Annotated in this window: 20 protein-coding genes; 10 read left to right on the plus strand and 10 right to left on the minus strand. The window is 65.7% G+C overall.

Going from position 1 to position 22,377, the window contains the following annotated elements; genetic code table 11:
• From AC5P57_RS01565 to AC5P57_RS01580, 4 genes are all read right to left on the minus strand, one after another.
• Entirely contained in the window at positions 1–3,585 is a 3,585-nt protein-coding gene (locus tag AC5P57_RS01565; RefSeq protein WP_262236097.1) for a M1 family aminopeptidase, read from the minus strand.
• 12 nt (positions 3,586–3,597) lie between these two features.
• A complete protein-coding gene (locus tag AC5P57_RS01570; RefSeq protein ID WP_262236098.1) occupies positions 3,598–4,500 on the minus strand; it encodes an ABC transporter ATP-binding protein in 903 nt (300 codons plus the stop codon).
• Between the two features lie 144 nt (positions 4,501–4,644).
• Complete coding sequence (locus AC5P57_RS01575) at positions 4,645–5,103, minus strand: GNAT family N-acetyltransferase (protein ID WP_099553045.1); 459 nt, start codon at positions 5,101–5,103, stop codon at positions 4,645–4,647.
• Positions 5,104–5,310: 207 nt separating this feature from the next.
• Positions 5,311–6,339, minus strand: coding sequence for a LacI family DNA-binding transcriptional regulator (locus tag AC5P57_RS01580; protein ID WP_099553044.1), 1,029 nt, complete (start codon positions 6,337–6,339; stop codon positions 5,311–5,313).
• A gap of 293 nt (positions 6,340–6,632) precedes the next feature.
• On the opposite strand from AC5P57_RS01580, the gene AC5P57_RS01585 reads away from it, so the two are divergent.
• The 5 genes from AC5P57_RS01585 (at position 6,633) to AC5P57_RS01605 (ending at position 11,361) form a co-directional block, all read left to right on the plus strand.
• Positions 6,633–7,208 (plus strand): single-stranded DNA-binding protein, encoded by a 576-nt coding sequence (locus AC5P57_RS01585; RefSeq protein WP_164221472.1) that lies wholly within the window; start codon positions 6,633–6,635, stop codon positions 7,206–7,208.
• Between the two features lie 201 nt (positions 7,209–7,409).
• Positions 7,410–8,315, plus strand: coding sequence for a hydroxypyruvate isomerase family protein (locus AC5P57_RS01590; RefSeq protein ID WP_495219419.1), 906 nt, complete (start codon positions 7,410–7,412; stop codon positions 8,313–8,315).
• A gap of 27 nt (positions 8,316–8,342) precedes the next feature.
• Complete coding sequence (locus AC5P57_RS01595) at positions 8,343–10,028, plus strand: GMC oxidoreductase (protein ID WP_262236099.1); 1,686 nt, start codon at positions 8,343–8,345, stop codon at positions 10,026–10,028.
• Positions 10,028–10,603 carry a gluconate 2-dehydrogenase subunit 3 family protein gene (locus tag AC5P57_RS01600; RefSeq protein WP_262236101.1) on the plus strand — a complete coding sequence of 192 codons (576 nt, stop codon included), beginning with the start codon at positions 10,028–10,030 and terminating at the stop codon, positions 10,601–10,603. Before AC5P57_RS01595 ends, AC5P57_RS01600 begins: the two co-directional genes overlap by 1 nt.
• A complete protein-coding gene (locus AC5P57_RS01605; protein WP_262236102.1) occupies positions 10,603–11,361 on the plus strand; it encodes a 3-keto-disaccharide hydrolase in 759 nt (252 codons plus the stop codon). Before AC5P57_RS01600 ends, AC5P57_RS01605 begins: the two co-directional genes overlap by 1 nt.
• Before the next feature lie 30 nt (positions 11,362–11,391).
• On the opposite strand, the gene AC5P57_RS01610 is transcribed toward AC5P57_RS01605, so the two are convergent.
• From AC5P57_RS01610 to AC5P57_RS01630, 5 genes are read right to left on the minus strand one after another with little or no spacing between them, the layout of a single operon-like run.
• Positions 11,392–11,688 carry a c-type cytochrome gene (locus tag AC5P57_RS01610; protein WP_099553039.1) on the minus strand — a complete coding sequence of 99 codons (297 nt, stop codon included), beginning with the start codon at positions 11,686–11,688 and terminating at the stop codon, positions 11,392–11,394.
• Between the two features lie 18 nt (positions 11,689–11,706).
• The gene (locus AC5P57_RS01615; RefSeq protein WP_262236103.1) at positions 11,707–12,573 is read right to left on the minus strand and encodes a sugar phosphate isomerase/epimerase family protein; all 867 of its coding nucleotides are present in this window, start codon (positions 12,571–12,573) and stop codon (positions 11,707–11,709) included.
• A gap of 19 nt (positions 12,574–12,592) precedes the next feature.
• Positions 12,593–13,717, minus strand: a complete 1,125-nt coding sequence (locus tag AC5P57_RS01620; RefSeq protein ID WP_262236104.1) for a Gfo/Idh/MocA family protein — start codon at positions 13,715–13,717, stop codon at positions 12,593–12,595.
• Positions 13,718–13,729: 12 nt separating this feature from the next.
• A complete protein-coding gene (locus AC5P57_RS01625) occupies positions 13,730–14,947 on the minus strand; it encodes a nucleoside permease (protein WP_262236105.1) in 1,218 nt (405 codons plus the stop codon).
• Positions 14,948–14,974: 27 nt separating this feature from the next.
• Positions 14,975–16,027: a sugar phosphate isomerase/epimerase family protein gene (locus AC5P57_RS01630; protein WP_262236107.1), complete on the minus strand. Its 1,053-nt coding sequence runs from the start codon at positions 16,025–16,027 to the stop codon at positions 14,975–14,977.
• 95 nt (positions 16,028–16,122) lie between these two features.
• Here AC5P57_RS01630 and AC5P57_RS01635 point away from each other — a divergent pair, with 95 nt between their 5' ends.
• On the plus strand, positions 16,123–17,130 hold the full coding sequence (locus tag AC5P57_RS01635) for a LacI family DNA-binding transcriptional regulator (RefSeq protein ID WP_262236108.1): 1,008 nt from the start codon (positions 16,123–16,125) through the stop codon (positions 17,128–17,130).
• A 119-nt stretch (positions 17,131–17,249) separates the two neighbouring features.
• Positions 17,250–18,302: a sensor domain-containing diguanylate cyclase gene (locus AC5P57_RS01640; protein WP_099553033.1), complete on the plus strand. Its 1,053-nt coding sequence runs from the start codon at positions 17,250–17,252 to the stop codon at positions 18,300–18,302.
• On the opposite strand, the gene AC5P57_RS01645 is transcribed toward AC5P57_RS01640, so the two are convergent.
• On the minus strand, positions 18,290–18,445 hold the full coding sequence (locus tag AC5P57_RS01645) for a hypothetical protein (protein WP_262236109.1): 156 nt from the start codon (positions 18,443–18,445) through the stop codon (positions 18,290–18,292). The two genes, AC5P57_RS01640 and AC5P57_RS01645, sit on opposite strands and share 13 nt — an antisense overlap.
• Between AC5P57_RS01645 and AC5P57_RS01650 the strand changes: the two genes are divergently transcribed.
• The 3 genes from AC5P57_RS01650 (at position 18,435) to AC5P57_RS01660 (ending at position 22,376) form a co-directional block, all read left to right on the plus strand.
• Entirely contained in the window at positions 18,435–18,740 is a 306-nt protein-coding gene (locus tag AC5P57_RS01650; protein WP_239503788.1) for a hypothetical protein, read from the plus strand. The genes AC5P57_RS01645 and AC5P57_RS01650 overlap by 11 nt on opposite strands.
• 345 nt (positions 18,741–19,085) lie before the next feature.
• Positions 19,086–20,750, plus strand: coding sequence for a hypothetical protein (locus tag AC5P57_RS01655; RefSeq protein WP_099553032.1), 1,665 nt, complete (start codon positions 19,086–19,088; stop codon positions 20,748–20,750).
• A gap of 600 nt (positions 20,751–21,350) precedes the next feature.
• Entirely contained in the window at positions 21,351–22,376 is a 1,026-nt protein-coding gene (locus AC5P57_RS01660; RefSeq protein WP_262236110.1) for an AI-2E family transporter, read from the plus strand.
• Position 22,377 lies beyond the last annotated feature (1 nt).

A 22,377-nucleotide genomic window follows, 5' to 3' on the forward strand; every position in this document is an offset into this window, starting at 1 on the left:
TCACATCGTCACCTTGCGCCGGTTGTCATCGCTCACCCGGTCGATCAGCTTGTTGTACGGGTCGAAGCCTGCTTCGTCCGGCTTTTCGTCCACCGTCACCGTGATCTTCGGATCGGTGCTGGTGATGTGGTGGCGCTGCAGGTACAGCACCTTCTGGTCGCGCTCCTTGCCCGACGGACCATTGGCGAACACGCCGACCTCGACCCAGTCATCCATCTTTCCGTCGCTCTCCTTGCCCTTGCCGTCGGCGTACTGCTTGGCGGCGTGCAGGTCCAAGGTCACGTCGTAGCGGCCGTCATCGCGCTTGCGGGCGCTGGCGGCCATCACGCGGTTGTCGTAGAAGCTGATCTTCTCGAACAGGTCGGTGACCAGCTGCTGGCGGTCGGCCGGGGTCTCGGCCCTGATGTAGTCCAGCAGCTCGCGTGAGGTGGTGTAGGGCGGTTGCTGGTATCCCTTGTCCTGCAGGAAGCGCTTCAATGCCCGGTTAAGCGCCTGCTCGCCGATCTCCTCGCGCAGCCGGTAGAACACCAGCGAACCCTTCTGGTAGTGGATGTACTGCTGGTTCTCCACGCGCTCCAGCGGCTGTTCCTCGATGGCCTCGCCGCCGCGGCCGGACAGGTAGCCGTCCAGTTCGCGCTTGAGGAACTGACGCATGTGCTGGCGGCCGTACTCCTGCTCCATCACCATCAGCGCCGAGTACTGCGACAGCGATTCGGACAGCACCGTGGCGCCCTGCACGTTGGCACCGATCACCTGGTGCGCCCACCACTGGTGCGCGATTTCGTGCGCGGTCACGTAGAACACGTAGTCCACCTTGTCCGGGTCACGCAGGTCAGCGATGAAGCCGATGGCCTCGGAGTAGGGGATGGTGTTGGCGAACGACTGCGCGAAGCGCGCATAGCCTGGGAACTCGATGATGCGTACCTGACGGTGCTGGTACGGGGTGAAGTTGGCTTCGTAGTAGGCCAGCGACTTCTGCACTGCCTCGATCATCCGGTCCACGTTGTAGCCGTGCGCCGGGTCGAAGTAGACCTCGATCGGAATGTCCTTGTACCTGCCCTTGCGCACGTCCCAGCGCGCCGACAGGTAGGCGTAGAAGTTCAGCATCGGGCGATCCATGGCATAGCTGAAACAGCGCCGGCCATTGACCGTGGTCTCGTTCTGCAGGTAGCCCGGGGCCAGCGCGACCTGGTCCGGTGCTGTGCACACCGTGGTGCGGAAATCGAGCCAGTCGGCATCGTTGGAGATGTAGGTGTTGGCGCGTGCTGCTTCATCTTCCAGCTTGGGCATGCGCCGCGGCTCACCCAGGTCGCGCTTGCGCCGCTCGTTGCGGTCGCTGATCTCGGCGCCTTCGTTGTAGCCGAACGACGGCAGGACACGGCTGTTGAAGAAGGTGCCGTTGTCGACGAGGTTGCTCGGCGCCTGGCCGGCGGTGATGCCATTGGGCTTCTGCGCCACCCGGAAATGGACGCTGCGGCTTTCGCCCGGTTGCAGTGGCGTGTCCAGCCGGTAGATGCGGTAGCCGAGATCCTTGTCGTGGAAGGTCAGCTTCTGCCCGCCAAGATCGGTCGCCAGCAGCTGCTTGTCGTCACCCATCGAGACATGCAGTTCCTGGATGGGCTGCGCGTGCAGGTTGCGGATCGTCCAGTTCGCATCGATCACCATCGACTGCGATTCCGGGAACAGGTCCACGCGGTTGTCCACGGCGACGATGCGTGGTTGCGGCAGGTTGCGGTACTTCGACAGCTCGCGCTCGTAGCGGGCCTGCAGGTCCAGTTGCTGGTCGGGCGAGATGAACTCGTTGCGGATGTTGGTGCTCCAGTACAGCCAGCCACCCACGGCGACGAACGCCACTGCGGCCAACGCCGCAAAGGCACCGGTCGGCCCACGCAGGCGGTGGCCGGCCAGGGCCAGGCGCTGGCGCAGCCCCTGGCTGACACCGCGCACCCAGAAGGCGGAGGCCACGCACATCAACGCGAGCAGGAACAACGCCCAATAGCCCTGGAACGCCAGCTGTCCGGTGAGGAAGTGGCCGTAGCCGTTCATGTCCGAATAGGGGGCGATCGGCCAGCTGCCGAAGTTGTAGATGTTCTGCGTGTAGTCGAGCATGCCCAGCACGCCTTGGCAGATCATCACCACGATCAGCAGCGCGTAGCCGACGAACTTGTTGTTGGTCAGCACCTGCAGCACCAGCGCCATGCCGCCCATCAGCACGTACACCACCGAATCCAGCGCCAGACTGCGCAGGTACAGCAGCGGCTCCAGGTGCGTGTAGCCCTTGGCCAGCTGCACGCTCATCGCAGCCAGCGCGCCGGCAGCCTGGAAACAGGCGATCACCGCCACCAGTGCGGTGAACTTGGCCAGCAGCGGCACCCAGTTCGGCACCGGCATGGCGTCGGTCACTTCATTGATGCGCGCGCCGCGCTCCTTCCAGACCAGCTCGCCGGCGAAGAACAGCACGATGATGATCAGCAGCCAGCTGAAAGCCCCCTGCAGGCCCATGATCATCTGCGAGGTGACCGGCCAGATCGAGGTGCCGTACAGCGTCTGCCGGAACAGGGCGCTGGGCAGGAAGTTCGCCAGGCCCAGCACCAGCAGCACGATGAACGGGACGCTGCGCAGTACGCCGCCGGTGTCGAAACGCACCTGGCGAAGGAATTGCTGCCACGCCGTGGTGGATGTGAACGCCGGTATCACGCGCGGCAGCGTCGCGCGGGTGGGACGGACCACGCTGGCATCGGCAACCGGTTGCGCCTGCCTGCGGCCCCAGCGCCGGCGGCCGCTGCCGCTGCGTTCGGTGCGGAACAGCGCGAACGTGGCGGCGAACAGCACCGCGGCCACGCCCAGCCACAGGGCGCGGTTGGCCAGCAGGTAACCGGTCAGCGCGGGAATGCCGCTGTTGCGTTCGGCGGTGGACCAGTAGCGGATGGTGCGGCCCAGCGCACGCATGCCGAGCGGCTCACTCAGCACCGCGATCCAGGTGTTGTCGATGTCGCGCAGCAGGGCCGCGCTGGCACCGAACAGCACCAGGTAGGCGACCAGGCCGATGTAGACCCACAGGATCGAGCGGGTCACCGCGGCCAGCAGCGACAGCAGCGCGGTGGTGAACAGCAGGTTGGGAATGACGATGACCGCAAAGGTCCAGGCATAGCCCTGCCAGCTGATCGGGCCCATGCGTTCGGGATCGACCCAGGGCATGAACGGCGCCAGCCACAGGCCGAATGCGATCAGCACGTAGACCAGCAGCCCGGACGCCAGTGCCGCAGCGATGCGCCCGGCCAGATAATCGCGGCGTTTCACCGGGCTGGCGAAGATCAGTTCGGCGGTGCCGAGCTCGAAGTCACGCAACAGCGCGTTACTGACGAACAGCGCGGTGACCAGCATGCCGAGCAGGGTGAAGATGCCCAGCATCTGCGCGATCACCGTCGGCGCGTTGCTGTGCACGTTGCCGGTGCCGCCACCGATCTGCACCGCATCGCTGGAGGCGGCAGCGAAGGCGAGCAGGGCGAACAGCCCGGCCAGCAGCCACAGCAGCGGGGAACGCAGCTGCTCGCGCAGCTCGAAGCGAAAGAAGTCGAGGATCATGGTGTGCTCCGCTCAGGCCGCCGCGCGGGCACGGGCCTGCAGGCGCAGGCGCTGGAAATACACGTCCTCAAGGTCGGGAGCCACGGCCGCGAAGCCATCGCCGGGGTCGTTGGCGCTGTGCACGTGGATCACCGGGCGTCCCCCGACCAGGCGCGTGGAAAGCACCACGTAGCGCGCCTCGTGGTCGGCCAGTTCCGAAGGATCGACCTGCTTGCGCCAGACCTGCTGCTGCAACGCGTCGATGGCATCGGCCGGTCGCCCGGTCAGCAGTACCTGGCCCTTGTTCATGATCGCCATCGTCGGGCACAGGTCGGTCACGTCCTCGACGATGTGGGTGGACAGGATCACCGCCACGTTCTCGCCGATCGCCGCCAACAGGTTGAGGAAGCGGTTGCGTTCCTCGGGGTCGAGGCCGGCGGTGGGTTCGTCGACGATCACCAGACGCGGGTCGCCGAGCAGCGCCTGGGCAATGCCGAAACGCTGGCGCATGCCGCCGGAGTACGTGCCGAGTTTGCGCTTGCGTGCGTCCCACAGGTTTACCTGCTGCAGCAGTCCATCGACCACTTCGCGCCGCTGGGCGCGCTGGGTCAGGCCCTTGAGTACAGCGAAATGCTCCAGCAGGTCCAGCGCGCTGACCTTGGGGTAGACGCCGAAGTCCTGCGGCAGGTAGCCCAGCCGGCGGCGCACCGCGTCCTTGTCGCGCAGTACATCGATCGGCGCCTCGCCTGGAATGGTGAGTGTGGCCGTACCACTGTCGGCCTCCTGCAAGGTGGACAGCGTGCGCATCAGCGACGACTTGCCGGCGCCGTTCGGGCCGAGCAGGCCGAACATGCCGCGTGGGATGTCCAGGCTGACGTTGTTGAGGGCATGCACGCCATTAGCGTACGTCTTCGACAGCGAATCGATCTTCAGCATGTGACGTACACCTTTCCATGAGCGTGTCTGCGCGTTATCCGCGCATCGGCCTCCGTGCGCATCCGCCGTTGGTCATGGGGGGAGGCGCCTGCCGCTGTGCGTTGGGAGGGGCGGTGGAGGCCACCGCCCGCTCCCGCAGCTGCGTCAGTCGCTGTTGACCGGCAGCTGCCAGCACACCACTGGGCCGTCTTCGGCGTCGATGCGCCGACCGGTGACCATGAAGCCGTTGCGGCGCAGTACTGCCTGCGAGCGTGCATTGCGCACAGCCGTTTCAGCGGTGAGACAGCACACGCGCGCATCGTGCCGCGCCCAGGTCACCAGTTCGGCCAGTGCCCGGCCCGCCAGGCCCCGCCCCTGATGTGCCGGGGCGATGCCATAGCCGATATCCAGCACGCCCTGCTCCGGCGGGCGGGTCAGTGAGAACAGCCCAACTGGCTGGCCGGCATCCACGACCTGCCAGGCAGCGGGCGCGAACAGCGTTTCGATGCGCTCGGCCAGGTCGGCCAGCATCGTCAGTACGGGCAGCGGTGCGATGGCATCGTCTGCGGAGCAGGGGCGTGACAACAGTGCGCGCAGATCAAGCGCGGAAACAGGTGAAAGCATGGGAACCTCGACAGGTGGAAGTGCCCGAAGCGGGCATGACCGGCACGAGGAGGGCCGCGGGCGTCAATCGTGACGCAGCGTGGCTTTCGCCGCCGTTACCGGTGCGGGAAGTGGACGCTGGCGGAGGACAAAGGCCTTCTCCCGGGTGGGGCATGCGATGCCGGGGCGCGCCCGGCGGGTGGGTGCAGCATAGCCGACGCTGCCGCCTCAGCGCAGCGACGATTCCCGCACCACCAGCTTCACCGGGATGCTCTGGCTGTCCACCGGCTGTCGGCCGATCAGCGCCAGCAGGCGCTCCACCAGCAGCTGCCCGGCCTGCTTGGTGTCCTGCTGCACGGTCGTCAGCGCAGGGGACACAGAGGCTGCCAGCGGGATGTCGTCGAAACCGGTCACCGCCACGTCCTGCGGCACCCGCAGGCCGGCTTCGCGCAGGGCGCGGATCGCACCGATGGCGATCAGGTCGCTGGCCGCACAGATCGCATCGAGTGGTTCGCCACGCGCCAGCAGCAGCTGGCAGGCCTCCTGGCCGGACGCCTCGGTGGTGATCGCATCGTGCTGCAGCGCCGGTTCGGCGGCCAGGCCGTGGTCCTGCAGGGCCGCGACGTGGCCGCGGTAGCGCTCCTGGAATTCGGGGTAATGGCTGGAGGCATGACCGAGGAAGGCGATGCGGCGGCAGCCCTGCTGCAACAGGTGGGTGGTGATGTCGTGCCCGCCCTGGAAGTTGTCGCTGCCGATCGACACGCCCGGCTGGCCGGGCAGGGCGGCGCCCCAGCGCACGAAATGCGTGCCCTGTTCGACCAGCCGCTGCAGGCGGTCGCGCGATTCGTGGTAGTCGCCGTAACCGAGCAGGATGATGCCGTCGGCCTTGTTGCTGTCCTCGTAATCGGCCTGCCAGTCGGTGGACAGCTGCTGGAACGAGACCAGCAGGTCCTGCCCGTGCAGGGCGCAGGCGCGGGTGATCGAGCCCAGCATCGAATGGAAGAACGGGTTGATCAGCGAATCGTCGTTGGTCGGGTCCTCGAAGAACAGCAGGGCCAGGGTGCCGGCGTTGCGCAGACGCAGGCTGGAGGCGTTCTTGTCGACCTTGTAGTTCAGCTCGCGGGCGATGCGCAGGATGCGCTCGCGGGTCTCGGCGTTGACCATCGGGCTGCCACGCAGGGCCCGCGACACGGTCGGCTGGGAGACCCCGGCCAGATGGGCGATGTCCAGGGAGGTGGCTTTGCCTTTGATGGTCATGTGCGGGTGGCAGGGGCCAGGTGGAAGGTGCCCGGGCATGATGCCATGGGCAGACGCGAATGCCCCCGCATGCGTTCGTCGGAGCGAAGGTAAGTCATTGCCGGACAAGGAAATCAGCCTGATCCTTCGATGCTGTCGGGATCTCCTGACCGGGCGGATGGCGGCGGCAATGCTAAGATGCATCGTTCTCGCATTCCCCCAAATTTCACCAGGGGCGGCCCAGCGTACTGCACCCCCGGCCGGGGCTGTGCTATCACTGGCGGTCTGCCCCTGGACAACGGACGAAGGTACCTATGGCGCGCGGCATCAACAAAGTCATCCTGGTCGGCAATCTCGGCAACGACCCGGACGTGAAGTACACCCAGGGCGGCATGGCGATCACCCGCATCAGCCTGGCCACCACCAGCGTCCGCAAGGACAAGGATGGCAACCAGCAGGAGCGCACCGAATGGCACCGCGTGGTGTTCTTCGGCAAGCTCGGTGAGATCGCCGGCGAGTACCTGCGCAAGGGCAGCTCGGTCTACGTCGAGGGCAGCCTGCGCTACGACAAGTACACCGGCCAGGACGGCGTGGAGAAGTACTCCACCGATATCATCGCCGATGAAATGCAGATGCTGGGCGGCCGTGGTGAAGGCGGCGGTGGCGGCGGTGGTGGCAACTACGGCGGCGAGCGCCCGCAGCGCCAGCAGGCTCCGCGCCAGGAGTACGGCGGCGGTGGCGGTGGCCAGCGTGGCGGCCAGGGTGGTGGCTATGGCAACCAGGGCGGCAACCAGGGTGGCGGCTACGGCAACCAGGGGGGCAACCAGCGCCCGCAGCCGCAGCAGGCGCCGCCGATGGACGACTTCGCTGACGACGATATTCCGTTCTGATCGAACGCTCGTTCGCAGCAGAAAAGAAAGCCCCGCTCATGCGGGGCTTTTCTTTTTGCGCGATGTCATCTGCGTTGTGCTTCGCAGCATCAGTTTTCGTGCACCGCGACTTGCAAACAGACAAATTCCTCCCCTATGGTGCAATCGATTGCATTGCTGTGAATTGTTGCGTTTGATACCGGTTGGGAGGCCGGAAGGTGGATGTCCATCCATTCGATCAGACCGGCTCCTTCGAGGGGGCTCACGCGGCGCGATGCGCTGCGCATCGCGGTTGCCGGCAGCATTGGTCTGGGGGCTGTGACGGCCGCGGGAGCGCTGCCCGCATTCGCCGCCACGGCGCCGCTCAAGGGCAACCTGAAGCATTCCATCGCCCGCTGGACCTTCCCGCAGCTGTCCGTCGCCCAGCTTTGCGCGACGGTGAAGGACATCGGTTTTGCCGCGATTGACCTGGTCGGCCCGGAAGACTGGCCAACGCTGAAGGCGAATGGCGTGTACAGCTCGATGTGCAACGGCGCGGAGCTGGGCCTGACCAAGGGCTTTGCCGGCCGTGAGTTCCACGACCAATTAGTGGAGCGCTACACGCGGCACATCGATCTGGTCGCCGATGCCGGTTACCGAAATCTCATCTGCTTCTCCGGCAACCGCAACGGCATGGACCCCCATGACGGCATGGCCAATGCCGAGGCTGGCCTCAAGCGCATCCTCGGGCATGCCGAGAAGCGCGGCGTGGTGCTGGTGATGGAGCTGCTCAACTCCAGGGTCGACCATCGCGACTACCTGTGCGACCACTCGGCCTGGGGCGTAGAGCTGTGCCAGCGGCTGGGCTCGGACAACTTCGGCTTGCTCTACGACATCTACCACATGCAGATCATGGAGGGCGACATCATCGCCACCATCGGCAAGCATCACGCCTGCTTCAAGCATTACCACACCGCAGGCGTGCCTGGCCGGAACGAGATCGGAGACCAGCAGGAACTCCACTATCCGGCCATCTGTCGCGCTATCCGCGACACCGGTTTCAAGGGGTATCTGGCGCAGGAGTTCACGCCTGCAGCGCCCGACCCCGTTGCCTCATTGCGCGAGGCGATCCGCCTCTGCGACGTCTGAAACGATATCCACCCAGGTGAGAAACCCATGGCAGATAATCACTACGACGCCATTGTTGTTGGCTCGGGAATCAGTGGCGGTTGGGCGGCGAAGGAGCTGACCGAGAAGGGCCTGAAGGTCCTGATGCTGGAACGTGGCCGCAACATCGAGCACGTCAAGGACTACGTCAACGCGATGAAGGAGGCGTGGGACTTCCCGCACCGCAACCGGCCCACGCAGGCGATGAAGGCCGACTTTCCGGTGCTGATGCGCGACTACGGGCTGGCTGAGAACCTGGAAGGGATGTGGGCCAACGAACAGGACTCGCCCTACATAGAGACCAAACGTTTCGACTGGTTCCGTGGCTACCACGTCGGCGGCCGCTCGCTGCTGTGGGGGCGGCAGAGTTATCGCTTCTCCGATCTGGATTTCGAGGCGAACCTCAAGGACGGGATCGCTGCTGACTGGCCGATCCGCTACGCCGACATCGCGCCGTGGTACGACTACGTGGAAAAGTTCGCCGGCATCGCCGGCACGCGCGAGGGACTGGACGTGCTGCCGGACGGCGAGTTCCTGCCGCCGATTCCCTTGAACATCGTCGAGAAGGATGTGGCCGCGCGGATCAAGAAGGCCTTCGGCGGAACGCGCCATATGATCCACTCGCGCACTGCCAACATCACCAAGCCGATGCCCGAGCAGGGGCGCGTCAATTGCCAGTACCGCAACAAGTGCATCCTGGGCTGTCCCTTCGGTGCCTACTTCTCGACCCAGGCGGCGACACTGCCAGCGGCGATGAAGACCGGCAACCTGACCTTGCGTCCGTTCTCGATCGTCAAGGAAGTGCTCTACGACAAGGATCGCAAGCGTGCGCGTGGCGTGGAGGTCATCGACGCCGAAACCGGCCAGACCTACCAGTACACGGCAAAGGTGATCTTCCTCAACGCATCGTCGTTCAATTCGACGTGGCTGCTGATGAACTCGGCCACCGATATCTGGGACGGGGGGCTGGGCTCTTCGTCCGGCGAGTTGGGGCACAACGTGATGGACCACCACTTCGGTGCGGGTGCCTCGGGCCGGGTCGAGGGCTACGAAGACAAGTACTACTTCGGCCGCCGTCCCTGCGGTTTCTATATTCCACGGTTCCGCAACGTCGCTGCCGACAAGCGCGGCTATCTGCGCGGGTTCGGCTACCAGGGCGGTGCCAGCCGCACCGGCTGGTCGCGCGAGATCGCCGAGCTCAACATCGGTGCCGACCTGAAGGAGGCACTGACCGTGCCTGGTGACTGGCGGATCGGCATGACCGGTTTCGGCGAGATGCTGCCGCACCACGACAACACCATCCGCCTGGACCACGACCGCAAGGACAAGTGGGGACTGCCGGTGCTGGCGATGGACGTTGCCATGCGTGCCAACGAACTGGCGATGCGCAAGGACATGGCCGCCGATGCCGCCGAGATGCTGGAGGCGGCCGGCGTCAAGGACGTGAAGATGCACGACAACGACTATGCCCCGGGCAAGGGCATCCACGAGATGGGGACCGCGCGCATGGGACGTGATCGGAAGAGCTCGGTGCTGAACCAGCACAACCAGGTCTGGGATGCCCCCAACGTCTATGTGACCGACGGTGCCTGCATGACCTCCAGCGCCTGCGTGAATCCCTCGTTGACCTACATGGCGCTGACGGCGCGCGCTGCCGACCACGCCGTGCGCGAACTGAAAGCGGGGAACCTGTGATGGATCGTCGCGAACTGTTGAAGATGATCGTGGCCGCCACCGGTGCGGCGATGGTCGGGCTGCCGGCGCTGGTGCATGGCAAGGTGCCGGCTGCCGGGGCAATGCCCGCGTTCTCCGATGCCGAAATCGGCACGCTGGGCGAGATCGCCGAGACCATCCTGCCGCGGACCCGAACGCCCGGGGCGAAGGACGCGGGCGCCGGTGCGTTCATGGCGACGTTCGTCACCGACTGCTACACCGCCCGGCAGCAGGCGACGTTCCGCGCCGGACTGGTCGACATCGACAAGCGCGCGGGTGGCCGGTTCGTGTCGCTCACGCCGGAAGCCCGTACCGAACTGCTGCGTGCTCTGGATGCGGAGGCCAAGGCACGCAAGGCCGATGTGACCGAGACCGGTACGCCTGAAGAGGACGAGGCGATGCCGCACTACTTCACGATGCTCAAGCAGTTGGCCATCTTCGGCTTCTTCACTTCCAAAGTCGGTGCAACAGGGGTGCTGCAGTACGTCGCGGTGCCGGGTCGCTACGACGGCGACCTCGCCTATGTCCCCGGTACGCCCGCGTGGGGGACCAGCTGATGGACACTCCCCTGATGATCCGCCCTGCGTTGATCACGGCCGGCCTGCTGGCCGCCACATCTGCATTCGCGCAGGACAGTGTCGACGCTGCACGTGATCCGAAGAAGACGGAGGTGTGGACGCCGGTGCCTGCAGTCGTGGCAACGCCCGCGGGCAAGGCGCCGTCCGACGCCATCGTGCTGTTCGATGGCAAGGATGTCTCCGCGTGGGAATCGGAGCAGGGCGGGCGCGTGCCCTGGAAGGTTGCTGACGGCGCCATGACCGTCGTTCCGGGCAGCAAGGGCATCCGCACGCGGCAACGCTTCTGCGATGTGCAGCTGCATGTCGAGTGGCGCACGCCTACCGACACCAAGGGCTTCGACGGCCAGAACCGGGGCAACAGCGGCATCTTCCTGCAGGAACTGTACGAGCTCCAGGTGCTCGACAGTTACAACAACCCGACCTATGCCAATGGCCAGGCGGGTTCGATCTACAAGCAGGCGATGCCGTTGGTGAACGCCTCGCGCGCACCGGGGCAGTGGCAGGTCTACGACATCCTCTGGAAGGCCCCGCGCTTCTCGCAGGGCGGCGGCCTGACGTCGCCCGCGCGCATCACCGTGTTGCATAACGGCGTGCTGGTACAGGACGACACCGTGCTGGCAGGCAAGACCGAGTACATCGGTGCGCCTTCGTACGCGCCCCATGCGTGCGCGCCGCTCTATCTGCAGGAGCATGACTCCAAGGTCAGCTACCGCAACATCTGGGTGCGCGAACTGTAGTGGCACGCGGCCGGCGTGGTCGCCGGCCGCTTACTTCGCCAGGTAGCTGGCGATGTCATTGATCTCCTGCTGTGACAGCTGGGAAAAGGGCGGCATCAATCCGCCGCCCTTGCTGATCTTTTCCTTGATCTGCGCGGGTGGCATGCGCTTGCCGATGTCGGTGAGCGCCGGGAACGCGCCCGGCATGCCTGCGCGGTCGGCGCCGTGGCAGGCCACGCAGTTCGCGGTGTAGAGCTTTGCACCGGCAGCCGGGTCGTCCTTGCACCAGGCAGCTGTCGCAACGCTCATGCCGCCCAGGGCCACCGCCGTTGCCAGTATCATTTTCATGTGGGGCTCCTTGATGCGTCAGCGCCGCGCATGGGCAGGCGCATTCGTGGTCAGGTGTTCACGCAGGTAGTCCGCGCCGGTCAGGATCACCTTGGCCGGATCGCGTGGCTGGTCGTGCTCGATGATGTACCAATGCACGCCGGCGGCTGCCGCAGCAGGCAGGATCGCGTTCCAGTCGAGAACGCCCTGGCCCACCGCCGCGAATCCGCCTTCATCTTCGGCCTGGCCCTTGGGCGCATTGTCCTTGGCGTGTACCGCGAACAGGCGGCCGCGGAACTTGCCCAGCATCACCGCCGGGTCGTGTCCGGAGCGTGCCACCCAGGCCAGGTCCAGCTCGGTCTGCAGGTCGGGGCCGGCAGCAGCGAACAGCAGTTCCAGGCCGGTCCTTCCGTTGAAATCGGCAAGTTCGAAGTCGTGGTTGTGGTAGGCCAGGCGCATACCCTTGCCGCGCACCTGCTTTGCAATCTGGCCCAGTTCCTGGCCCAGGGCGGTCCAGCCGGCGGCATCGCTCGGGCGATCCTTCTTGTCCAGGTAGGGCACCACCAGCGTCGTGTTGCCGATCGAGCGGTTGAACGCCACCACGCCGTCCAGGTCCTTGCGCAGCTCGGCCAGTGCCACGTGCGAAGAAATCGCCTTGATCGAATACCGGTCCAGCAGCTGCTTGAGTTCGGGGGCGCTGACGCCCTGCGTGCCCACCGTTTCCACCGCATGCACGCCTGCGTCGTGGACGATCTTCAACTGCTGCTCGAGCGAGCCGGCATCGCGCAAGGTGTACATCTGCACCGCGATCGGCTTCTGCGTGCTGGCGGCTTCGACTGCGAAAGCGGGCAGGGCGGCCAGCAACAACAGGGCGAGGGTTGCAGTTCTACGGACAGGGATGTTCATCAACGGGTCCTCCCGGGATTCAACCGATGGTGGTCCAGGCGTGTGACCTGGCCGATGCGATGACGCGGTCGACGATCCGCGCCGAGCGCACGCCATCGTCGAAGGTGGGCAGGCCCTCGGGGCGCTCGCCTCCGATGGCGCGATAAGTGTCGGCGATGAACGCCTCGAAGCACTGGCCGTAGCCCTGCGCGTGCCCGGCCGGCAGCACCGACAGCCGCCGTTGTTCGGCACTGCCTGCACCCGGGCCGCGCACGAAGATCTCCTCGCGCTGGTCGGGTCTTCCGATCCACAGCCGCTCGGCATCCTCCTGGTTGAAGGCCGCGCTGGCCCTGGCACCATCGATCTCGAACCAGAGGCGATTGTGGCGTCCTGCCGAGACCTGGCTGACCGTCAACGACGCCAGCGTGCCGGCGCCGGTCCTGAACATCGCTGCGGCGACGTCTTCGCTGGTGACCGCCTGCATCGCGCCGCTGGCCGTAGGCGTGCTGAAGCTCTGGCCGGTGATGTCGCCGCGTTCGGCGATCACCGTCTGGAACGCCGCACTGACCTCGGTGAAGCGCTCGCCGCTGACCCATTCCACCAGGTCGCACCAGTGCGAGCCGATGTCGGCGAACACGCGCGACGTACCGCCCAGTGCCGGGTCCACGCGCCAGTTGTTGCTGGCCGGGTCCAGCAGCCAGTCCTGCAGGTAGCTGCCGTGGATCAGGTGCAGCGGCCCCAGCTCGCCGTGTGCGATGCGTGCGCGTGCCTCGCGCACCACCGGGTGGTAGCGGTAGACGAAGGGCACCGTGGCAACCAATCCGACCGATGCGGCCAGCGTCGCCAGCGCCTGTGCATCGTCCAGTGTCGTCGCCAGCGGTTTCTCGCAGATCACGTGCTTGCCGGCTTCCAGCGCAGCCTGCGCCATCGCCCGGTGCAGGTGATTGGGCGTGCACACGTGCACGACCTGCACCTGCGGATCGGTGATCACGTCCTCGATATCCCGGTAGGCGCGCGGGACATTCCAGGATTGCGCCGCCTCATGTGCGCGCTGCGGCGACGAGGCGGCCACGCCGCGTACCTCGGCTCCAGCCAGCAAGGCGGCGCGACGATGCACTGCACCGATCATGCCGGCGCCGACAATGGCGATTCCAAGCTTGCGCATCGACTGGGATCCTCAGGGTGTGGAGGGCGCGGCGGTGGCCGCCGGCCGGTCGCGGAACAGCAGCAGGAAGGCGATCAGCACCACCAGTGCAACACCGGCCGGGAACAGCCAGATCTGCTGCCAGTCCGGGCCGGCCTCGCTGGTGAAGTGCTCCACCACCGCGCCGGACAGGAAGGTGCCGATCAGCATGCCCACGCCGTAGGTGGCCAGGGTGATGAACCCCTGCGCGCTGCTGCGCGCGGCGGGGCCAGCATGCGCGTCGGTGTAGATCTGGCCGGTGACGAAGAAGAAGTCGTAGCAGATGCCGTGCAGCACGATGCCGATCACCAGCAGTGAGAAACCGCCGCCCGCATCGCCGAAGGCGAACATGACGTAGCGTACCACCCAGGCGGCCATGCCCACGGCCAGCATCGTCTTGACCCCCAGCCTGACGAACAGGAACGGCATGGCCAGCATCAGCAGCACTTCGGAGACCTGGCCCAGCGACTGCAGGCCCGCGGCGCCGCGCACGCCCAGGTCGTTGAGGTACGGGTTGGTGAAGTTGTAGTAGAACGACAGCGGGATGCAGATGGCGATGGAGGCCAGGAAGAACACCAGGTAGGCGCGCGACTTCAGCAGCCGCAGCGAATCCAGGCCGAGGATCTGCCCGAGCCCGGCATCGCGCTGCTTCGCCAGCGGCGGCGTGTGCGGCAGGGTGAACGCGTACAGGCCCAGCATCAGCGACGCCACTGCTGCCATCTGGAAGGTGAGTTCGAGCCGATGCGCCTGTTCCCAGCCCAGCCAGCCAATCAGCACGCCGGCCACGATCCAGCCGACGCTGCCAGCCACCCGCACCAGCGGGAACTGTTTCTCAGGCGATTGCATGTGCCGCATCGCCACGCTGTTGGCCAGCGCCAGCGTCGGCATGAACAGCAGCATGTAGCCCATGACGCAGGTGGAGAACATGCTGAAGCTGGTGGCCGTGGAGGCCAGCCACATCAGTACTGCGCCGGCCAGGTGCAGGACCGCCAGGATGCGCTGTGCGGCGAAGTAGCGATCCGCGATCAGGCCGACCAGGAAGGGAGCGACGATCGCACCGATGGACTGGCTGAGGAAGGCCGTCGCCACCTGGCTGGCGCTGGCCTGCAGCGGGCCCTGCACCAGGTAGGTGCCCAGGGTCACGAACCACGCTCCCCAGATGAAGAACTGCAGAAACATCATCGCGCCCAAGCGCGACATGGCGTGCGTCATGGCTTGCCCTCCCGGGGCGGTATCGGCTCAGAGTCCCAGCATGCGGTTCAGTGATGCGGCGTCGGCGCCGCTGTCGGCAAAGTCGTCGAAAGCGCGTTCGGTCACGCGGATGATGTGGTCGCGGATGAAGGCGGCACCCTCGCGTGCGCCGTCTTCCGGGTGCTTCAGGCAGCACTCCCATTCCAGTACCGCCCAGCCGGGGAAGTCGTACTGCGCGAACTTCGAGAAGATCGACTTGAAGTCGATCTGGCCGTCGCCGAGTGAGCGGAACCGGCCCGGGCGATCGATCCAGTCCTGGTAGCCGCCATAGACGCCGCTGCTGGCGCTGGCACGGTACTCCGCATCCTTCACATGGAAGGCGCCGATGCGCGCGTGGTAGCGGTCGATGAAGCCGAGGTAATCCATCTGCTGCAGCAGCAGGTGGCTGGGGTCGTAGAGGATCTTCGCGCGCGGATGGTGATCGACCGCGTCGAGGAAGCGCTCGAAGGTCGCGCCGTCGTGCAGGTCCTCGCCGGGGTGGATCTCGAAGCACAGGTCCACGCCACAGGCGTCGAAGGCATCGAGGATCGGACGCCAGCGCCGGCCGAGTTCGGCGAAGGCCTCGTCCACCAGGCCGGGCGGGCGCTGTGGCCAGGGATAGAAGTACGGCCAGGCCAGTGCGCCGGAGAACGTGGCGTGCGCGGTCAGCCCCAGCCGCTGGCTGGCCTTGGCTGCCAGCATCAGCTGTTCCACCGCCCAGGCCTGGCGGGCGGCGGGATCGTCGCGTTTGTCCGCGGGTGCGAATCCGTCGAACAGGCTGTCATAGGCGGGATGGACGGCGACCAGCTGCCCCTGCAGGTGGGTGGACAGTTCAGTGATCTGCACGCCATGCCCGGCCAGCATGCCGGCGAGCTCGTCGCAGTACGCCTGGCTGCGTGCGGCCTCGGCCAGGTCGAACAGGTGGGGGGCGCTGGTCGGTACTTGTACGCCAGAATAGCCCAGGCCCGCGGCCCACCCGGCCAGCGTGTCCAGCCGATCAAAAGGAGCTGTGTCGCCGATGAACTGCGCCAGGAACAGCGCTGGACCCTTGAGCGTCTTCAACGTGATTCGCCCTCGATGCAATCGATTGCATTATCCTAGCAGGGGCTTACGCTGGACCTGTTGTGCACTGCACAGCGGGCAGGAGAACTAACGCCATGGCCACCATCTACGACATCGCAAAGCACGTCGGCGTCTCTGCCGGCACCGTGTCACGTGCACTTTCGCGGCCGGACAAGGTGCTGCCGGCGACGCGCGCGCGCATCGAGCAGGCTGCTGCCGCGTTGGGCTACGTGCCCAATACGGTGGCCCGTACGCTCAAGACCCAGCGCAGCGGCAAGATCCTGGTCACCGTTCCGGATATTGCCAATCCGTTCTTCGCGCAGATCCTGCAGGGGGCGGAAGACGCCGCGCAGGCCGTCGGCTATGCAGTGCTGCTGGGCGATACGCAGGACCAACCCGACCGCGAGGAGCGCTACGCGCAGATGCTCCGGCGCAACGAGGCCGACGGCATGATCGTGCTCGGCCATCGCCTGCCACCGACGGCGCGCGAGATTGTCCAGCAGAGGGGGGCTGCCGCGCCGGTGGTCAACGGATGCGAGTTCGACCCCGCGCTGGGCCTGCCCAGTGTGCACATCGACAATGCCGCCGCTGCACGTGCCGTCATGGAGCATTTGTACGCACTGGGCCATGAACGGATCGCCGTGGTCGGCGGGCCGCCGGATAATCCCCTGCACCAGCAACGCCTGGAAGGGGTGCGAGCCGCCGCCAAGGCGCGCGGCCGCCTGCGCCAGCTGAGCGTAGTGCCGGGCGATTTCTCGGTGGAATCCGGGCATGCCGCAACGGTGGCGCTGCTGGCCGATGGGGCGGCAGCGACCGCAGTCTTCTGCTTCAGCGACCAGATGGCGCTGGGTGCGCTGGCGGCCTGCCGCGATCTGGGCATCCGCGTGCCGGACGAGCTGTCCGTCGTCGGTTTCGATGACCTTGCGTCTTCGCGCTACCTCACGCCGCCGCTGACGACCATCCGGCAGCCGATGCGGGAAATCGGCGCGCGCGCGGTCAACCTGCTGCTCGCCATCATCGAACAGGTGGACGTTCCGCTTCAACAGACGCTGGATTTCAGCCTGATGGTGCGGGGGTCGACGGCTGCGCCTGGGCCCAGGTGAGGCCATGGACGCTGCAGGTTCGAGTCCTTGATCCCGAATTGACGTAAAGCTGTCAGACTCACGACAGGCAGCCCGGCAGGGGCCGGGGTGGAACGTGCGATCGCGCAAGGGGGTCGGCAATGCCGTTCTTGACTGACTCGACGGAGGTCGCGGTCGAAGGCGCCGGCGCGGCACGGCGCATCGGCTGGATGCGCTTCGTGGGCAATGGCCTGGGCGCGATCCCCATCGCCTCGATCATGCTGGAGCGCCAGGATGGCGCGCTGCCCTGGGTCCTGTTGCTGCTCAATGCGCTGGCATGGCCGGCGCTGGCGCTGGTGCTGACCCAACGCTCGCGCAAGCCGGCCGCGGTCCAGTTCCGCTGCATGGTGGCCGACTCATTGTTCGGCGGCGGCTGGATCGCGTTCATGGCCTTGAGCGCCGTACCCAGTGCACTGTTCGCAGCATTGCTGGTGGCCGACAAGATCGCGGCCGGCGGCGTGCGCCTGGCGATGCGGGCAACGCTGGCTCTGGTGGTGGGCTTCGCGCTCACCTGGTGGGCGCTCGGGTTTCCTTACCAACCCGTGTCGTCGCAACGCACGATCGTGCTCAGCGTGCCGTTCCTGTTCGTCTACGGCATCGGGCTCAGCATCCTCAGCTGGCAGCTGGCGCGTCGGGTGAAGTCGCAGAACCGCCAGCTGCAGCGTCTGAGCCGGATGGATCCGCTGGTCGAACTGGCCAATCGCGGCTTCCTGATCCTGCGTGCGCAGCAGGCGCTGGACAAAGCGCAGGGGCAGGGCGGCTTTGCCTGCCTGTTGATGCTCGATGTGGATGACTTCAAGCACATCAATGATTCGCACGGGCACCGCGCCGGTGATGAAGTACTGCGGCACATCGCCTCGACCCTGCGCGCCTTCGCCCGGCCCGGTGATACACCAGCGCGCCTGGGCGGCGACGAGTTTGTCGTGCTGCTGCACGACTGCGCGCCCGTGGATGCGATGCATGTGGCCGAACGGGTTCGCCTGCACCTGCTCGAAGCGGCACGGCAGGCGACCCCGGGCGTTGAGTTCAGCGTGAGCATCGGGATTGCTGCCACGCCACGCGGCGGCAGCGTGGAGGACTGGCTGGCCCTGGCCGACCGCGCGCTTTACCACGCCAAGCGGCAGGGCAAGAACACCGCCAGCTATGGCGAGTGAGTTCGTACGTCCGCCCTGGAACAGGCCAGTAGCTGTGCGGCCGCCGCTGGGGAATCGCCACGCATCACCAGCTGCAGCGCGGTGATCGGCATGCCCAGCTCCAGTGCAACGAAGCACAGGCCCTGGCGGTGCATGTTCTGCATCGACGCCGTCTCGCCGCACGTGCCCGGGCCGAAGCTGATCAACATGTTCCACAGTGGCAGGACGCCGCTGGTGCCGGTGGAGCGCCTGGCCGAACTCGACTACCGCCTGGTGATCATTCCCTCGGATCTGCAACGGGCCGCGATCCGGGCCCTGCAGCGCACCTTGCAGGAGATTGCGCTGACCGGTGACAGCGGGCGCATCGCCGATGAACTGGCCAGTTTCGGAGAGCGCGAGGCGATCGTGCGTACGGCGCGCTATCTGGCATTGGATATCCATACGGAATCAACGCAATAGCGTCCGGGCCGTGCGCACGTGACGGTCGTTGCGCTGCATCATGGGTCAGTCGGAATCCATGCATATACTTTGCTCACCAAGGAGGGTGAACAGATCGGGGGATCTTCGCGACGATTGAAGTTTCGGGCTCTGACCAAGACCTCTCCGGGTGCTTGGCAAGCTTAGGTGCAGAAGTGACGCCCATTTGGGGATGGGCAGGGTGATGGGAATTCTGGCTTCAGTCGGCTCTGAACGGAGCGACATTGGGGCTGCACGCGCTTCCCCGCATGGTCCAGAAGCTGCGTGACATTCGTTTGGTCTGGCGGAGGACCTGCCGGCAGATGGGCTTATTCTTCGAGGATAGACATGGATCGCTTCAAGCGGATCGTCCTGGCAATGGCGGCACAGCTGCTGGCCTTCGGCGTACAGGCACAGGTTCACTCTTTCGAGACGTATGGGCGAGAGCTGGCACGCAGCGAGTCCATCACTGCGCTTCCTGCGGGGTTTGGCCAGTTCGGCGAGCGCATCGACTTCTACTCAGGCGCCGTGTCCTTCCACAAAACCGTGGTCGAACTCCCGGGCAATAATGCGCTGAGGGTGGCAGCGGACTATGAGTACACCGTCCAGGAGAAGCTCGGGTGGCCGCCCAAGTATGCGTTGAGGCGCGCGGAACCATTCATCATGGGCATTCATTCCACCGAACTGGGCTGGATGGTCGGTAGCCCGAACGCCTACACCGGACGTCGATGCTCCGACCCTCGGAGACGGGGTGTCGCCGAAGTGGTCAGGTCGAGCAAGCCGCCGATCGACAATTTTCTGCCCGAAGACTACTGGGATGGGAATTCGCTGGTTGGCACGGAGGGTGGCGGAATCATCCGACGGCTGGATCAGGGGGAACCGAGCATTCCGAATGTCGATGTACGCTGGGCAACCAACGGCGGATGGCGTTTCAGCTGCTACCAGCTGGCCGATGGTAGTGATGGATTCGTTGGTCACGGTCCGGATGGAAACAGGTACTACTTCGGCCGTCCCGAGCGTGACGAAGAGACGCTACAGATAATGAGCAATTTCCAGCAGTCCGACACCTGGCTGGATGTTTCCCTGTATCGCATGCGACTGACTCGTGTGGAAGACCGGTTTGGCAACTGGGTCAATTACTCGTCCAGCCAGATTACGGCGAGTGATGGCCGCAGCATCACTTTTTCAGGCACGGACGGCTCGGTGATCGAGGCTGGGGGGCGCCAATGGCGCCTTCAGGGGGGAGTGCTGACCAATCCGGATGGCTCCACATGGTCGATCGGCAGCGTGGGGGGCATTGCGGCGAGGCCGGATGGGGGGGCGATCGCCCTGTGTGGAAGTCTCTCGCAGATCCCGATGGCCTTCAGCGGGCAGCTGACGGTGAACGTCAAGCTGGAGTCCAATGTGAGCGCGAGCTTCGCTCTGGAGCCACGCCGGCGGGGCTATTCACAGGTGACCTCCTACTGCCTTCAATCCCCGACGGGCGGGAAATTCTCGGAGCTCCCGCACTATGTCGATGGCATCTCACTGGTGTCGCGTTCGATGCAGGGTGCGGGGGTGCCACTGCTGACTCATTCCATCGACTACGGACCGCCCAACGCCTGCTATCAGCCGGCAGTGGGGCAGGGACTGGCAGAGGTCTGCACGTCAAGTTCGCCGGTGACGCGGACGACGGCAGTCACTGGCTCGGATGGAACGGTTGAACGATATGTGTTCGGCAATCGTGCGCGGATGGACGCAGGCCTGCTGCTGTCGCATTCAATTGGAAGTTCGCAGGTTGTCAGTTACGAGTACGCCCTTCCGTATGAGAACGCGTACGACATGGGGAAGCGCAGGCTTTACGACGTGGGCCAGACCAGCATCACGGTGCTGACCCGTAGTCTGATCAGACGGGATGGAGTGAACTTCGAGCGACGGGTTCCCTCTGACTGTGGTCCCGGCGCCAATGCGCTCTGCATTGACACGTTCTATCGTCCAGTCAAGTTCGTCAGTTCAAGCGCCGCAGTTCCTTGAGGGCAGCGGAAATGCACGACGAATGGATCCGTGGCCCGTGTCTGCGGCTGCTTGCCAGCAGCGCGGCGAGTGCGCAGAACCATTCGCGCACCGAGACGAGCCTGTACTCGGACAACGCAACTTCATGAGCAGTGGGGATCGTGGGATTGCCGCGATGCGACCGGGCGACGCATGGCGGGGCGGCGGCTGTTTCGAGCTTGCGGTGATAAGGGTGGACGACGCGTTCCTGATGCGTCGCCTGGGGCAGTCACTGTTGACGGGGAGTGAGCCCGGAATGGGAGCGTGGCGGTCGCTGGGAATGCGGTTGCCGTCAGGGACCGTTGCTGAATTGATCGCATATGATGCTGAACCAGATGCGGGCTTCACCGTGAGGATCGACAATCAATCCGATCCACGCATCGCATTGCAGGAGGTCATCTCCGCCCTCGGTCTTTGCGCGGACCGGATCATATGGTCCAACATCAATGGGATGCCGTGTGCTGCAGGGTGTCGCCAGGGCATATCAAGGTAAGGTCGATGACGATGCAGGCGGTCAAGGTAGTTTGATCCGTTGGCACGGCCAATCCTCTACCATGGGCCACCCCGCCCGGACGTGCCCCCATGCAAGACGCCCTCGTTGCCCAGCCCAAGCCCCCCGTTGCGAGGATCGCGGCATGGCTGATGATGCTGCTGGGCATGTGGCTGGCGCTGAAGCTGGGCCTTGTGGTGACCCTGCTGTCCGGCCTGCTGGTGTTCCAGCTGACCCACGTGCTGGCCTCCACCGTGGAAGGCAAGCTGCCGCCGGGGCGGGCACGGGCGATCGCAGTGATCGTGCTGTCGGCGGTCATCATCAGCGCGCTGGTGCTGGCTGGCATCGGCGTGGCCTCGTTCTTCCGCACCGAGACCGGTGGCCCGGATGCGCTGCTGGGCCATCTGATGGACATCCTCAACAGCTCGCGGCACCAGGTGCCGGCGCTGCTGCAGCCGTACATTCCCGAGGACATGCCGGCGTTGCGCGCGGCACTGAACGACTGGGCCGCCGAGCACCAGCGACAGCTCGGAGTGGCCGGGACCTCGGCGGTGCAGATCGGCGTGCGGGTGCTGATCGGCATGGTGCTGGGCGCGATGATCGCGCTGTATGACGAACTGCCGCTGCCGAAGATGGGGCCGCTGGCGCAGGAGCTGATCGGGCGCACCAGCCGCCTGGCCACCGCGTTCCGCCAGGTGGTGTTCGCGCAGGTGAAGATCTCGCTGCTCAACACCGTGTTCACCGCCATCTTCCTGCTGGGCGTGCTGCCGCTGTTCGGGGTGCACCTGCCGCTGTCCAAGACGCTGGTGCTGATCACCTTCATCGCGGGCCTGCTGCCGGTGGTGGGCAACATCATCTCCAACACCATCATCACCATCGTCGCGCTGTCGGTCTCGTTCTATGTGGCCGTGGCCGCGCTGCTGTACCTGATCGTGATCCACAAACTGGAGTACTTCCTCAATGCGCGCATCGTCGGCGGTGAAATCCAGGCGCGCGCCTGGGAGCTGCTGCTGGCGATGCTGGTGATGGAAGCGGCGTTCGGCCTGCCCGGCCTGGTGGCGGCACCGGTGTTCTACGCCTACGTGAAGCGCGAACTGGTCGACCAGCGCTGGATCTGAC

This window comes from Stenotrophomonas sp. YJH_SMC_79 (genome assembly GCF_059367995.1).